The 15052-nt window shown below is 44.3% G+C and carries 15 protein-coding genes; 4 read left to right on the forward strand and 11 right to left on the reverse strand.

Translation table 11 applies throughout. From position 1 onward, the window contains the following. Positions 1–33: 33 nt before the first annotated feature. Both K5620_RS14090 and K5620_RS14095 read right to left on the reverse strand, forming a co-directional pair. Positions 34–1038, reverse strand: coding sequence for a TAXI family TRAP transporter solute-binding subunit (locus K5620_RS14090; RefSeq protein ID WP_016402162.1), 1005 nt, complete (start codon positions 1036–1038; stop codon positions 34–36). Between the two features lie 161 nt (positions 1039–1199). Continuing rightward, positions 1200–1919, reverse strand: a complete 720-nt coding sequence (locus K5620_RS14095; RefSeq protein ID WP_016402163.1) for a substrate-binding periplasmic protein — start codon at positions 1917–1919, stop codon at positions 1200–1202. A gap of 287 nt (positions 1920–2206) precedes the next feature. On the opposite strand from K5620_RS14095, the gene K5620_RS14100 reads away from it, so the two are divergent. Next, entirely contained in the window at positions 2207–2755 is a 549-nt protein-coding gene (locus K5620_RS14100) for a L,D-transpeptidase family protein (RefSeq protein ID WP_016402165.1), read from the forward strand. 49 nt (positions 2756–2804) lie between these two features. After that, positions 2805–3197 carry a hypothetical protein gene (locus tag K5620_RS14105; protein ID WP_016402166.1) on the forward strand — a complete coding sequence of 131 codons (393 nt, stop codon included), beginning with the start codon at positions 2805–2807 and terminating at the stop codon, positions 3195–3197. Here the strand turns inward: K5620_RS14105 and K5620_RS14110 are convergent. The 3 genes from K5620_RS14110 to ubiT form a co-directional block, all read right to left on the reverse strand. After that, positions 3194–5050: a sensor histidine kinase gene (locus tag K5620_RS14110; RefSeq protein ID WP_215426417.1), complete on the reverse strand. Its 1857-nt coding sequence runs from the start codon at positions 5048–5050 to the stop codon at positions 3194–3196. The genes K5620_RS14105 and K5620_RS14110 overlap by 4 nt on opposite strands. Positions 5051–5109: 59 nt before the next feature. Then, on the reverse strand, positions 5110–6279 hold the full coding sequence (locus K5620_RS14115; RefSeq protein ID WP_221077386.1) for a sugar ABC transporter substrate-binding protein: 1170 nt from the start codon (positions 6277–6279) through the stop codon (positions 5110–5112). Positions 6280–6402: 123 nt separating this feature from the next. Beyond that, positions 6403–6891, reverse strand: coding sequence for a ubiquinone anaerobic biosynthesis accessory factor UbiT (ubiT, locus tag K5620_RS14120; protein ID WP_016402170.1), 489 nt, complete (start codon positions 6889–6891; stop codon positions 6403–6405). A gap of 140 nt (positions 6892–7031) precedes the next feature. Here ubiT and ubiU point away from each other — a divergent pair, with 140 nt between their 5' ends. After that, positions 7032–8030: a ubiquinone anaerobic biosynthesis protein UbiU gene (gene ubiU, locus K5620_RS14125; protein ID WP_016402171.1), complete on the forward strand. Its 999-nt coding sequence runs from the start codon at positions 7032–7034 to the stop codon at positions 8028–8030. Positions 8031–8043: 13 nt separating this feature from the next. Beyond that, positions 8044–8916 carry a U32 family peptidase gene (locus tag K5620_RS14130; protein ID WP_016402172.1) on the forward strand — a complete coding sequence of 291 codons (873 nt, stop codon included), beginning with the start codon at positions 8044–8046 and terminating at the stop codon, positions 8914–8916. 19 nt (positions 8917–8935) lie between these two features. On the opposite strand, the gene nlpI is transcribed toward K5620_RS14130, so the two are convergent. The 6 genes from nlpI to hemA all read right to left on the reverse strand — a co-directional run bounded on the left by nlpI (position 8936) and on the right by hemA (position 14863). Beyond that, a complete protein-coding gene (gene nlpI, locus K5620_RS14135; protein WP_016402173.1) occupies positions 8936–9805 on the reverse strand; it encodes a lipoprotein NlpI in 870 nt (289 codons plus the stop codon). A gap of 122 nt (positions 9806–9927) precedes the next feature. Next, positions 9928–10785 carry a 3-deoxy-8-phosphooctulonate synthase gene (gene kdsA / locus K5620_RS14140; protein WP_016402174.1) on the reverse strand — a complete coding sequence of 286 codons (858 nt, stop codon included), beginning with the start codon at positions 10783–10785 and terminating at the stop codon, positions 9928–9930. Between the two features lie 10 nt (positions 10786–10795). Next, a complete protein-coding gene (locus K5620_RS14145; RefSeq protein WP_016402175.1) occupies positions 10796–11560 on the reverse strand; it encodes a SirB1 family protein in 765 nt (254 codons plus the stop codon). Between the two features lie 51 nt (positions 11561–11611). Next, positions 11612–12451: a peptide chain release factor N(5)-glutamine methyltransferase gene (prmC, locus tag K5620_RS14150; RefSeq protein WP_016402176.1), complete on the reverse strand. Its 840-nt coding sequence runs from the start codon at positions 12449–12451 to the stop codon at positions 11612–11614. A 1-nt stretch (position 12452) separates the two neighbouring features. Beyond that, positions 12453–13544, reverse strand: a complete 1092-nt coding sequence (prfA, locus tag K5620_RS14155) for a peptide chain release factor 1 (RefSeq protein ID WP_016402177.1) — start codon at positions 13542–13544, stop codon at positions 12453–12455. A 68-nt stretch (positions 13545–13612) separates the two neighbouring features. Further along, positions 13613–14863 carry a glutamyl-tRNA reductase gene (hemA, locus tag K5620_RS14160; RefSeq protein WP_016402178.1) on the reverse strand — a complete coding sequence of 417 codons (1251 nt, stop codon included), beginning with the start codon at positions 14861–14863 and terminating at the stop codon, positions 13613–13615. Positions 14864–15052 lie beyond the last annotated feature (189 nt).

Below are 15052 nucleotides of genomic sequence, written 5' to 3' on the forward strand. Positions count from 1 at the left end.
GGAGACCTAGACCCGAAGGCCTAGGTGAAAAAACTATTGTGCAACTAAGTTATCGGGAATGTTTAAACCTGCTTCACGGTAGTAACGTGCGGCACCGGGATGCAATGGAGCAGGTAAACCCGCTAATGCCTTATCTAAGGCCATTGCATTGGTCGCTTTATGAATAGCTTGTAAAAAGCCTAAGTTTTCATAAATGGTTTTGGTAAGTAAATAGACAAACTCCTCGTCTACATCTGCATGCACTGCTAAAAAGTTAGGCTGCGCCATGGTGTTCCAATCTTTATCAAGATTTGGATAAGTACCCGCTGGAATAACATAACGCGTCCACAGACCTAAGCCACCGTTAGCTTTTTCCATTTGCTCATCGGTTACATCTAATGGGCTCACATCCTTTGCCGCTGCGGCAAACAGTTTGGTTACAGCCCCTGTTGGTGCGCCGGCAGGAGTATTAATGGCTTCTACTTGCCCATTTTGTAGCGCTTCTGCGGAAGGACCATAACCAGCAGAAAACAGCTCCATTTGTTTATCAATATCTACGCCTAAGTTACCTAGCAAAAAGCGGTTAGAACCAATGGTGCCAGAGTTCTTTTTACCTAAAGCGACTTTTTTACCCACTAAGGCCATTAAGTCACTTAGATCACCATTTTTAGCATGCTCATTTTTAACCACAAACTGCTCTACGTTTTGCCACAACATGGTGATTGAACGTAAATGAGTTTGCTTGCCTTCTTTCTCTAAGGGGCCACTGCCATTCACCGCATAAGAACCATATAAACCTTGAAGAATGGCAAATTGAGCTTCTTTATCACGTAGCAATTTAATATTTTCGCCCGAACCAGCTGAGTTTATAGCAGACACACTCACCTTGTGTTTTGGCTGAATTTTCACCTTAGTTAACGTTGCCAGCGCAACACCAACCGGATAGTAAGTACCGCCAGTACTGGCGGTAGCCAAAAGGTAGTTTGTCCCCGTGTCGGCCTGTACTGAAAAAGATAAAGCACTAGTGATTAGCGCAACCTTGCATAACCAATGACGCATGATGTTACTCTCCTTAGTAAACAGCCCTGCTAGCGCTAGAGCCAAACAAATAGCTAATTAGTCAATCATAATGATTTTATTGAATTTTCATCCTAGACACAGTTGCAAGCATTAACAAGTTATTAACAAGCCTAGTAAGACTAAAGTTGCAACCTTAAGGCTTAATAGAAGTATTTTTGATAGAGCTGTTGAAAAGCTTCGGTTTCTCTTACTTGCGCAAGTGCATGTTGAAACCTGGCTAATTGTTGCTGGCTAATTGAGCGATTGAAAGCAAAGCAGTAATCATTTTCAAACAGAGTGTATAAAGGCTTAAAGCTAGACTGATGCCCTTCCAAGCTTTGTTCAGTTAACGCCATCAAATCCACTCTTCGCAGCGCTAACAATTTAAAAGCTTGCTCAACACTCTTCACCGGCACCAGCTCGGCGGAAAAATCAGATTTAGTTAAAAATCCGTCAATGGCTTGTCCCTTCATAATCGCAATTTTTAAGTTTTCAGCATCCTTTAAAGAGCTGATCTCAAGCTTGCTATCACTTAAACCATAAAACTTTCCGCGACTCACGTTGATCGGGCACGCCCATTCAAACTTATTTTTTCGCGGCTCAGTTTTAATTGTTGAAAATAAAACGGTATAGGCTTGTTGTTGCAAGGTGGCGTAACCACGCGTCCATGGAACAATTTTCACCTTTGGCGCAGGACTATTTAGCTGGGCAAATATAAGTGTCAGTAATTCAACAGAAAAGCCAGCCGCTTGTCCGTCTTCAACATAGTTATAAGGAAAAAATTCTTCACTGTAATAGTCTAATTGCTCAAGCGTGCGGGCGCTCAGTTGGCTACAACAAAGCAAGCTCAGTATGAATACAACAAGTTTAAAACCTAGCAAATAAGGTCCTCCTCTTGAGATAAAGATTGAGTAAGTATCGCGGCTTTCATTCACATTAAAGCGTCAACTATGGCGCTCACCAGCAACTACAAGTACACTTCTCTCTCACTTAATCGATAGAGTATTAACTTTTGCGTTTTTATCGACTGTGCTGCGCGGCGCTTATGGCTTGCTGCAGCTTTTCACTGTTTGCCAGCAATTGGTCTGAGTCGTCTTCACTACCAGCGAGTAAACGGTCGATTAAACAAGTAATTAACACTTACCATAACGATAGTCTAAAGCGACTATTGCCGCTATTTGTAGCTGCAAAAGTGGATTACCCACCACAAAAAATCACCTTATTGGCCAGCAAGCGCTCACGCAGATTAGAGTTATGGGCCGATTCTGGGGAGGGATATAAGTACATTCATACCTATTGGATACGCCATGCAAGCGGAACCGCGGGCCCCAAATTACGTGAAGGTGATTTACAGGTTCCAGAAGGTATCTATGAAATTGAAGGCTTAAACCCTAACAGTAAATTCCATTTATCGATGAAGCTGAACTATCCCAATAGCTTTGATTTAGCCATGGCCAAAAAAGAGCAACGCCATCAACCCGGTTCCAATATATTTATTCACGGTAAAACATCCTCGGTTGGCTGTTTAGCTATGGGGGACCAAGCTATAGAAGATTTGTTTGTACTGGTTGAACGCATTGGACCGGGCAACAGCCAGGTTGTTATTGCCCCGCATGACCCAAGGCTATTACCGCTGTTCCCAGTACCAGATCATCTTCCAGAGTGGACCGCCGAGCTATATCAACAAATTCAACAACAATTTGAACAATTTAAGTAATGCGTTAGGCTAGAGGAAAGTAATAACAACCAAGTAGGAGAAGCTGTAAATGCCAATCGTGCATATTCGCTCCTTAGCCTTACCCAACGCCATTGATATGCCTAGCCTACTAGATAAGCTGGCCAATGCTTTTGCCCAACAAGCCAAGATTCAACTAGAGCACATAAGCATAGAATGGAATTACATTCATCCGGGCCACTACTTTGTAAACCAACAAGTTCACCACCAGCAACAAGCTAATCAGCCGCCACTCATGGTTGAACTGTTTATCCCCGATGTACATAGTGATAAGCGCCAACAACAACTTGTTAGTGTTTTAGCTAAGGTAATCCATCAACATAGCCATATTGCCTTAGATAACATTTTTGTCTCTCTGAGGGTGGCTCAATCAGGCAGCATTTTTGATAATGGACGCATTGTTACTTGGCCTAAGAAAGGCTAAGCAGCGTGATGTTGGCCATACTCGCGCGGTAAGCGAATGGTAAAACCCAAACCTTGAGGTTCCGCATTAAAGGTTTCTACGCTACCTAGCAAGTGTTGATGAACCAAGTTGTATACTTGATTTAGACCTAAACCCACATTTCCAGAACTGCGGCCAGTGGTATAAAAAGGATTGAAAATAAGGTTTATATCTTCGTTAGATACTCCGCTGCCATTATCTTGATAATTAATTTCTACCATTTCTTGGTTAGCATCAATATCCACCTTCACATGTGGATAAGCATGACTAGCAAAACCATGTTGAATGGAGTTATCAATAAGGCAAGACAATACCAGCTCTAGCGCCCGTTGATTCACCAGCATACTTGGATTACTACCAGAAACACTTAATTGAACATGTAAATCGCTAAAGGGCTGCAAGAACATCTGCAACTGCTGCTCAAGCCAGGTTTTCAAATTAAGTCGTTGCAGACTTGAATCTATATCACTGCCCGCTAAGGCTTTAAAGGTGTTCACTAGGGCCGCTGAGCGCTGTAAGCTACTCTCAAGTAACTTCCCACCTTCAATACCTTGATCCAGCATAGCTTCCAGCTCTGAACGTGCTAAGGAGCCATCTTTAAGTTGCTGCCCTATGCTCTGATAGTTGCTGATTAACTGAGATGCTGCCGTAATGCCCACACCTAAAGGCGTATTAAGTTCATGAGCCATACCCGCAACTAAGCCACCTAATGCGGCCATTTTTTCTTTTTCTACAAGCTCTAGCTGGGTATCGTTTAGTTTCGCTAGAGTATGCTGCAAAGTATGATTAGCCTGCTCTAACTCTTGAGTTCGCTCTGCTACCCGTTGCTCTAACTGCTCCTGATCGCTGATAACTTTTGCCGCCATGCTTTTAAGCAAGCCCCCAACCTGATTAAACTCATCATAGGCCAGCGAGGGAACCTTAGTATCGTAGCGCCCCTTCGAGTAATTACTTACCAAGCGACTTAAGTGCTCTAAAGGCTCAATAATTCTGCGCGTCATCGCTAAAGCAATAACGGCCACCAATACAAACACAACCAACAACACAATCACCACATTTGATTGGCGCTCCACCAACAACCCCCAAAGTGAGCGACTTTGTGCACTCAACGATAGTGAGAGGGGTTCTGCCATTTGGCTTAAATCCAAATCGACATCTATGTAAAATCGTCTTTTAGGTGGCTCTCCCTTAGAGCCTTTAAACAATAAGCGCTGTGAATGAAATAACTCTAAGGAGCCTTGCTGAGAAATTCGTGAAGCCGCTTCGCGCCAAATCGACTGCATAGGTACAAAAACCACTAAAGCGCCCACTTGCTGGCTATCTTGAATGGCATTTAGATTTTTCTGCAACAGTGGCTGCATAAAAAGCAGACCCGAATCGCTATCTATATCATCAATACCAGTCACTAGCTGTGCAAATTCGGAATCTTGATAAACTTCAATTAATGCTTCTTTGCTGCCTTCTTTGACTTGTTGATTTAAGCGTTGAATCGCTGCGTAATGCACCTGTAAGTCCAGTATCTCAGCCTGCAAAGGCGCGCCTTCAATAATTTGTCCTTCTAAATCGACAATATAAATCGCGGAAGCCCAGCTGTTTTGCTGAAGTACCTCACTAATAAGTTGGTTAGAGTGGAAGCCAAAAATGGCAGAGGTTGGTGTAAGCACTACATCGTTAACTTGGGCTAGGCTTTGTAAATCCAGTAGCAACTGCCTTACTTGGTACTGAATATTTTGCGCGATATTGTTGGCTTTTAGGTACAAAGTTTGCGTAACAGCTTGTTGATCTTGTTCTGAGATTTGCTTAAGAAGAAAAGAACCAATGAGTATACTGGGCAATAAAGCCCCTAACAGAATACTAAGCGCTAATGTTGTTCTCAGCTGATTGGCTTTTATCATCATTGCTTTTGAGTCTGCCTATAATCTCTTTCAGCAAATTGCTGCATATACTCTCTAGCTTTTGCGGCATCCAGCACGCCTTTACTAAATAACTCAAAGCCTTTACGCAAGCCAAGCCAAGCACTGGCTTGCGCTGCCTCTGCCGACATAGGAACCGCTTGCTCTAACTGGGCTAGCATCGCAGCCTGATTAGGGTTTGATTGCTGTTTTATTTGATTAATTAAGTCGGCGTTTACTGGCAGGAATCGAGCCTCTTGGTATAAACGCTTTTGTACTTTTTCACTTTGTAAAAACTCACTCAATTCTTTCAGCGCAGCGGCTTTGTTAGAACTCAAGCTTTTATCAGGAAAAACCAATACCAGACTAGAAGACAGTGGCTTAAAAGCGCTCTTGCCAATATTCGGGATTAAAGCAATGCCTAAATCATCTCTTAAGTGGTGCTCAAAGTCAGCCACTGCCCATTCGCCATTAATGGCGTACGCAACCTTACCTTCGATAAAATCTTTGTAACCACAGTCGTAGGTACATTCAGCACTCACTAAACTGCGTTTAGCCAAGCTCTTATAAAAATTAAGCGCATCTTCCATAGGGGGCTCATCAAGCGTTACTTGCTTTCCTCGCGTCATTCGGCCACCAAAAGTATTGTAGAAACCAGCGAACCAATACATCTCGGAGTAATTCCAACCGATGGTGGCAATACCTTGTTCATCTAGATGTTTTTTCTGCTCTAACAACTCCTGCCAAGAGCTGGCGGGCTTCTCAACCAAACTGCGATTGTAAAAAAGCATAAGGTGATTGCCCTGCAAAATCGGGATCCCATGCAATTGCTCATCGATTGTGGCGGTAAGTAACAGGGTGTCAGGTGTATTGGCTTCGATAAATTCGCGAGGAACAGCCGACAGCTTAGCTTGCTCTGCAATGCCAATAATATCGGAAGGAGCAAAAGCAACATCGGCAGCAGTGCCCTGCAAGACCGATTTAATCAGTGCCGGTTTTAAGCTTTCAGAAGTGATCTGATAAAGACTAACTTGATGCTGGCTTTGCGCTGAAAACTCATCCAGCAGCTCTTGAAAAATAGCTTTGCCTTGCTCTCTATAATAAAGAAAGCTCAATTGCTCGGCGCTAGCGCTTCCCCACACTATTGCTAGCAACAGCAGCACAACTCGCATGCAACCCCCTTCTTCATCCACCCTGTTTTCAGTGTAGTTCAAAAGAACTAAGTTGCGCTGAAAACGCGTTTAGTATTCGGGAGATAGCATGCATTTAAGCCATTGAATTTTTAAAAATAAGGTCTACGCTACACGATATTCAGATACCATAGCCGCACCGTGCTTTAGCGGCTCGCTCATCCAGCTTGGTAGATCATCAATATCAAGGTTATCCAAGAGGTTTTTTAACTCTAAACCCAGCTCTGTATCACCTTCAATTTTTAAGCGGCGCTGAAAAAACAGCGTATCGGGATCTTCTTGACGCCCCATCATCAGCACAAAGTCATTGAGCTCGCCAGAGAAACTTACATCAACTTGCGGAGCATTGGCTTGCACTTTTAATCGCTCTTCATCAAAAGTGATATACCAGCTTGCGGCTAAATCACTCACGTTAAGTTTTAACCAACGCTGTTCTAAAAAGTCTAAATCACCTTCTTCTATCGCTTCAGCAAAACTTAATGCCAGTGCTTTTTCCATGGCTTTGCCTTGCAGCGCAAAGGGACACATTTTAACTGGCAAACTTAACAAACGTGGCATGTCTTTGACTAAAGATTGTTTTAAGCGAGTAAGCACTAAAGACCTCATAAAATTAACAAACAAAGCTGATAAGTGGCTCAGTTTACGCAGTTTTCCCTAGTGCAAAGCTGCGCTGAGTCAATATCCCATCTAACTAAGCCCAGTAGAATGACAAAAAATCTCGCGTTGAGGGAAATATGGAATTACTTTGCCCTGCTGGCTCCTTGCCTGCAGTTAAGGCGGCGGTGGATCATGGTGCCGATGCTATCTATATTGGCTTTAAAGATGCCACTAATGCCCGTCATTTTGCTGGTCTCAATTTTGATGGGAAAAAGCTCGATAAAGCAGTAGATTATTTAAAGCAACACCAACGTCAGCTACACATTGCAATCAATACCTTTGCTCACCCAGAGCAGCATCAATTGTGGTACTCGGCCATTGATAGAGCGGTAGAAATTGGTGCCGATGTGGTTATTTTGGCGGATATTGCTTTGTTAGAGTACGCCAAAAATACCTACCCAAATTTAACCGTTCATTTATCGGTTCAGGCTTCTGCCACCAATGCTTCGGCAATCGCATTTTATCAGCGAAACTTTAATGTTAAGCGAGTGGTATTACCGCGCGTTCTCTCTATTCATCAAGTTAAACAATTATCACGCGCTTGCCCAGATATGGAACTAGAAGTATTTGCCTTTGGTAGCCTATGTGTAATGGCTGAGGGGCGCTGCTACTTGTCTTCCTATCTCACTGGAGAATCCCCCAACACGGTAGGTGCTTGTTCACCCGCCTCATTTGTTCGCTGGCAAGAAACCGAACAAGGCTTAGAATCTCGTTTAAACGATATACTTATCGACCGCTATGGGCCAAATGAAACAGCCGGTTACCCGACTCTATGTAAAGGCCGTTTTGATGTTGATGGGCAGCGCTATCACGCGCTCGAAGAACCTACTAGTTTAAATACCCTTGAATTACTGCCCGAGTTATTTGCCGCCAATATTTCTGCGGTAAAAATTGAAGGTCGCCAACGCAGTCCAGCCTACGTAGCTCAAGTCACCCAAGTATGGCGCGAAGCAATCAATAGCTACCAAGCGCAACCCGAACAGTACGCCGCCAAACAACAATGGATGAGCCAACTCGCTAAATTGTCTGAAGGTAGCCAAACTACATTGGGTGCTTATCACAAAGCTTGGCAATAACTATAGGTAGATTATGAAGTACTCACTTGGGCCAATCTTATATTATTGGCCAAACCAACAAATTGAAGAGTTTTACCATTTAGCCAAAGCCAGCAGTGCCGACATTGTCTATTTGGGCGAAACGGTGTGCAGTAAGCGCCGCAATATGAAAGCGCAAGATTGGATAGACCTAGGCCAACAATTGTCTCAAGCAGGCAAGCAAGTGGTTATTTCCACTATGGCTTTGCTAGAGGCACCCTCAGAGATCCGTAACTTAAAGAAACTCATCGACAATGGTGATTTTACCATTGAAGCCAACGACTTTAGTGCGGTAGAAGAAGCCCATAAAGCGAAGCTGCCATTTGTGTGCGGCCCAGCAATTAACATATATAACGCTTATGCCCTTAAAGTATTGCTCGACCAAGGTATGCAACGCTGGGTAATGCCAGTGGAGCTATCTCGCGATTGGCTGCAAAAGTTGAGTAATGAATGTTTAGAGATGGGCATAAGAGAGCGCTTTGAAATAGAAGTATTTGCTTACGGCCACCTACCACTCGCCTACTCTGCTCGCTGCTTTACGGCGCAATCAGAAGGTAAGAGTAAGGACAACTGCGAAACCTGTTGTATTAACTATCCAACGGGGCGAGTGGTAAATAGCCAAGAAGGACAGCCATTATTTGTACTAAATGGTATTCAAACGCTTTCTGGTGAATGCTACGACTTAATTAATGACCAACAGAGCATGAAAGGGCTGGTTGATATTGTAAGAATAAGCCCTTTAGGTGAAGAAAGTATTGAGCACTTAGAAGCATTTCGCTTGAGAAGTAACACTAACGAGCATTTTCCAACGCCCGATAGTGTGAATGGATACTGGCATCAAATTGCGGGCATTCGCCAGCAAGATTAACTCAACTTGCGAGAGCCAGTTAGATTTGGCTCTCGTAACGATTTAGTTCAAACAAAGCCAAACGGTGCTCAACAAAGTCATACACGTTATTGGCCAGTGAAAGCTTAAAGTAACTGCTGGCTAATTGTGGGTCGCCAGCACGCTGCGCTAACTTCGCCATATAGAAATACGCTTCACATAGTCGCTCGGCCAAGGCGCGGTTATCCCCTTGCACATCCATAGTGGTACCTAGGAAAGTTTGCTGGTCAATCTCGCCAGCGTATAAACGCACAATTTGCCAACCCCAATCTTCATTGCGGTAGGTTTTTAAAGCTTCAACCAGTTCATTCTGGGCTTCAGGCTCACCCGCCTCTAGCTGAATAAGGTAGCGCCACAGTACTCGGTATGGGTCGTTAGGCGCTTGGTCGGCATAATGATTTACATCGGCCATAGCAAGCTGAGGTTTGTTGGCGTAATTAAGCGCTATACCACGGTAGAAATAAGCAAAGCTATAATCCGGCGCCAGTTCTACGGCTGAGTCAAAGGCTTCAAAAGCGCTATCGAACTCTTCCGCTAGGGTAAAATACACACCCAAAAAGTTGTAGGCTTCAACAAAATCTGGCTTTAACTGAATTGCTCGATTAAAGTCAAAACGCGCTAAGGCGCGCAGGCCTACTCGGTCAAAAACAATACCGCGTTCGTAATACAATTGCGCCATTTGCTCTTGATTGTACTCACCAGAGTTAAGCATTTGCCCAAGGCGAGCCAAAGCAACTTCGGATTGATAATTAACTTGCAGAGGTTTTGCCAACACCACGGTTTGCGGAGCTTGACTCGAAGTGCTAGCACAAGCGCTAAGGTAACCAAACGTTACTAACATGCACCCTGTGCGCAAGGCTTTTATTAACATATCACTTCCATTTTTCTTCTAACTTGAGCCAAAGCAACGCTTACTTTGGCTCATCATTGTTATTAACCCTAACAAGAGTGCTGGCTTAGGGAAACCTAAACTTAGCATTATCGATAAAATTCTTATTTTGAGTGGGTATCTAGCTCAGCAAAGGACTTAACCAAATCATCCAAGGCTTTAATTTGAGTTAGGAACGGTTCTAACTTAGACAAAGGCAAGGCACTTGGACCATCACACTGCGCGTTGTCTGGATCAGGATGAGCTTCCAAGAACAGGCCCGCAAGACCAGTTGCCATGCCAGCTTTAGCTAACTCACCAACTTGCTCACGGCGACCACCCGATGCAGCACCCAGTGGATCACGGCATTGCAGAGCATGAGTCACATCAAAAATAACCGGTGAACCTTTGCTGACTTTTTTCATGGTGCCAAAACCTAAGGTATCTACCACAAGGTTATCGTAACCAAAGTTACTACCACGCTCACATAAAATGATTTTTTCGTTGCCACATTCAGCAAACTTATCAACGATATTGCCCATTTGCGAAGGGCTTAAAAACTGAGGTTTTTTAACGTTTACTACCGCACCGGTTTTTGCCATTGCTTCCACTAAGTCTGTTTGGCGCGCCAAAAATGCAGGTAGTTGAATAACATCAGCAACTTCGGCCACGGGTGCGGCTTGTGCCACTTCATGCACATCGGTGATAACAGGAATAGAGAACTGTTGTTTAATCTCTTCTAATAAACGCAGGCCCTGTTCCATGCCTGGACCACGATAAGAATGAATAGAAGAGCGATTGGCTTTATCAAAAGACGCTTTAAAAACGTAGGGAATGCCTAGCTTGTTGGTCACTTCTACAAAGTGCTCGGCAATGCGCATTGCCAAGTCACGAGACTCCAATACATTCATACCAGCGAACAAGGTAAATGGCGCATCGTTAGCCACATCTATTTTGCCGATATTAACGATTTTTTGCTGCATGCTATTCCTCTTAATGCAAAATTGCAGGTTGCGAATCCATCGAGTGGATCTGCACCTTTAGTATCTTCGATAAGGGGTCATCGGGACACTGTTCAATAAAATATTCAAAGTCGTTAATTGCAACGTTGTTGCAATCCAACTGTTGATAAATAAAACCACGGTCGCGCATTTCATGCGGGTCGCCAGGCTTTAAGCGTAGTAATACTTGAGAAACCCGCAACGCTATTTCAAAGTCATCTTCACGTAAACAAGCACTCTTAAGCTCTGCTAACCAACGCTCGGTCATTTGTGCTGAAGAAATAGGTTCTAAGTCATCTTGCGATAAACGAGCCAGATTACCTTTGTGACCTCGATGAATAACTTCGAGCTGCGCTAAACTGCACTCTTCACCATTACAGGCATCAAAATAAACAAAGCGCTGCGACATTTTAAAAGCGAGAATAGTTTGGGCGGGAAACTCAATAGCGTGGCATTCAATATCCAATTTACGGGCAAAGTAATGCAATAACATCGCAAGGCTGGTTGCATTGCCGCAGCGTCGACTAAGCGACTCACCTATCAACAAATTTTGACTGTGATAGTAAGCTTGCCAATCACTGGTAAAGCCTAAGTCGACATAAAACAGCTTTTTAAGCTGTTCAAAGCGCAGCTCAACCTTCTCTTCTAGAGGGTTAAGTTTGAGCCAATCTAACCATAGTCGATGCAAGGTTTTACGTACCAGCACCATAGGCTGCCCAGAGATTTCTTCTTCAATACCTAAAATTCGAAAAATCACTCAAGCTTTTCCTTTACAATCTTGTTCTAACAATACACCAGGTGTATTGCCTTATTCTTTAATACGGCCACCGGTAACGCGATCCATACCGCCATAGTCTTGCTCGGTAAACACCTCAACAAACCCCTTGGCAGTGAGCAGCTGTTGTACTGCACCCTTTTGGTCGAAACCGTGCTCTAGCAATAACCAACCACCGGCTTTTAAATAGCTTGGCGCCTGACTCGCAATATGGTCGATATCTGCTAAACCATGCTGCTCTGCGGTTAATGCTGAGCTTGGCTCAAAGCGCACATCGCCCTGCGACAAATGTGGATCAGCCGGGTCGATATAAGGCGGATTACTCACCACTAAATCAAACTTCTGCCCCACAAAAGGACTAAACCAAGATCCTTGTTTAACCTGAACCCGCGATAAACCTAACTCACTCGCATTGTACTTAGCCAAGTTTACTGCATCTTCATGTAGGTCGCTGGCAAATACTTCCGCTTTTGGTAGTTCGCTAGCTAAGGCTAGCGCTATTGCTCCAGTGCCGGTTCCTAGGTCAACTATATGGGTATCGGCGTGGTTAAGCACTTTCTTTAGTGCTTGCTCAACTAAAACTTCGGTATCTGGGCGCGGGATCAAAGTTGCAGGTGACACTTTTAACGATAAAGACCAAAACTCTCGCTCACCGATAACGTAAGCCACGGGTTCACCGGCCACGCGTTTAGTCACTAGTGTTTGGTAAAGCTGCCATTGCTCTGCACTTAAGGCCCTTTCGGGCCAAGTGAGCAAATAGGTTTGGTTACATTGCAATACATGTTGCAGAATGACCTTGGCATCAACCTTAGGGGATTCACCACCTGCAAGTTGCTGCTTGGCCCATTGCTGAGCCTCAATAATGCTGGGCAACTTAGCCTTCACCTTCTGCTAAGGCAGCAAGTTGGTCGGCTTGGTATTCTTGCAAAATTGGGTCAAGCAAGGCCAATAGCTCACCTTCAAGAATGTCGTTTAAGCGGTACAAGGTTAAGTTGATGCGGTGGTCGCTCACGCGCCCTTGCGGGTAGTTATAGGTACGAATACGCTCACTACGGTCACCACTGGCTACCAACTCGCGGCGCATACCAGTTTCTTCTGCACGGCGTTTTTCGTCTTCTGCAGCTTGTAAACGAGATGACAATACCGACATCGCTTTAGCGCGGTTTTTATGTTGCGAACGTTCTTCCTGACACTCCACTACTACGCCACTTGGAATGTGGGTAATACGAATTGCCGAGTCAGTTTTGTTTACGTGCTGACCACCCGCGCCCGATGCACGGAAAGTATCAACCCGCAGATCACCGGGATTAATCTCAATTTGTTCAGCTTCTGGAATTTCTGGCATGATTACCACAGTACAAGCCGAGGTATGAATACGCCCTTGCGATTCAGTTTCAGGTACGCGTTGTACGCGGTGACCACCTGACTCAAACTTCATCAAACGGTATACGTCTTCACCGTCAATTTTAGCAATAAGCTCTTTGTAGCCGCCCTGTTCGCTTTCGTTACACGACATAATAGTCATGCGCCAACCTTGGCTCTCAGAGAACTTGCTGTACATTCTAAATAGGTTACCAGCAAAAATGGCAGCTTCATCGCCACCGGCACCGGCACGAATTTCTAAGAAAACACTGCGAGAATCGTTAGGGTCACGAGGTAACAACAATAGCTGAAGCTCTTCCGATAAGGTCTCCATGCTTTGTTTAGCTTCGTCAATTTCCATCTCAGCCATTTCACGCATTTCAGGATCGTCGTCCTGTAGCATTTCATTTGCTGACTCTAAATTTTCTTGAGCTTGTTGGTAGGCAGTAAAACAATTTACCACTTCTTCAAGCTGAGAGTATTCTTTGGTTAATCCGCGAAACTTGTCTTGGTCAGAAATAATGTCTGGCTCGCCCAGCAAAACCTGAACTTCTTGATAACGCTCTTGCAAGGTTTCAAGTTTGGATAAAATTGACGCTTTCATGCTTTCTCTCTGTTAAACGCAATACCTCGCTTGCTAATGTTAGCAACGAAGTATCGACCACAATCGGGTTATTTTCTTAGGCCAATGGCCTCTCGTATTACCGCAAGCTCTTCAAGTCGGCCATCACGGCCTGCTTTATTAATGGCTTCGGTAGGAGCGTGAATAAGTTTGTTGGTTAGCTGAAACGCAGTTTCGCGGATCACCGTTGTGGGATCTTTACCATTTGCCAAAGACTCAAGGGCCTTTTCAACAGCAGCGTCGCGAACGCGTTCGCTATGGCTACGATAATCTCGAATGGTGGTAACCGACTCTAACGAGCGCAACCAGCCCATAAAGTCTTCACTTTGCGTTTCTACTATAAACTCAGCTTGCTCAGCTGCTTCTCGGCGTGACGCAATGTTTTGTTCAACAATACCTTGCAAATCATCTACCGTATAAAGGTAAGCGTCGCGCAGCTCACCCACTTGTTCTTCTATATCTCTTGGTACAGCTATATCCACCAAAAACATCGGTTGAAAGCGACGTTTTTTAAGTGCTGTTTCAACCATGCCTTTACCAATAATCGGTAACGGGCTAGCGGTGGAGCTAATCACAATATCGGATTCGGCTAAGTGATTAGGTATTTCGTTTAGGGTTATCACTTCGGCGCCAAAACGGTCGGCCAAGTTTTTTGCCCGCGACACCGTGCGGTTAGCCACCATTAGTTTGTTTACGCCTTGGTCTACAAGGTGTTTAGCAACCAGTTCTATGGTTTCACCGGCTCCCACTAACAATACTTTAGAGTCACTTAAATCATCAAAAATCTGTTTGGCTAAACTTACCGCGGCAAAAGCCACCGACACCGCATTCACCCCAATATCGGTATCTGTTCTCACTTGCTTAGCAACAGAAAAAGCGCGTTGGAAAAAACGTTCCAATACGCTACCTACAGACCCCGCTTCACGAGATTCGGTATAGGCTTGTTTTATTTGCCCCAGAATTTGCGGCTCGCCTAAAATCAACGAATCCAAACCACTTGCCACCCTCATTAAATGAGCCACAGCTTGCTGCTGTTGGTATTTATAAAGGCAAGGTAATACTTCTTGCTGATTTAAGCCCTTATAGCTAATCAACCATTGCACAACATCATCGCAACTTACTTCACCTAAGTTGCAATAAAGCTCGGTACGATTACAGGTTGATACGATCACCATCTCCACACCAAGCTGAGTACCAGCATGGCTTAAAGCTTGGTTAACCTGTTCTGGACTAAACGCGACTTTTTCACGCAGGCCAACGGGAGCCGATTTGTGATTGATTCCTAAGACTTGCAGAGTCATCGTAGTGGGGCTTTGTTGCGCCTTTTCCTAATGGGGTAAAAAAGCAAATTGTACGGGAATATAGGGCTAAATAAAAGAAACTCGCACGTTAAGCCGCGCCTGATTAGCTAAAATTTATCGCCTAAATCGACACATCTTTGCTTTTAAGCAATTTACAGCCGCTACCTTGAACTTTTATACTGCAAAAAA

Origin of the sequence: Agarivorans albus, assembly GCF_019670105.1 — a bacterium.
GTDB classification, from domain to species: domain Bacteria; phylum Pseudomonadota; class Gammaproteobacteria; order Enterobacterales; family Celerinatantimonadaceae; genus Agarivorans; species Agarivorans albus.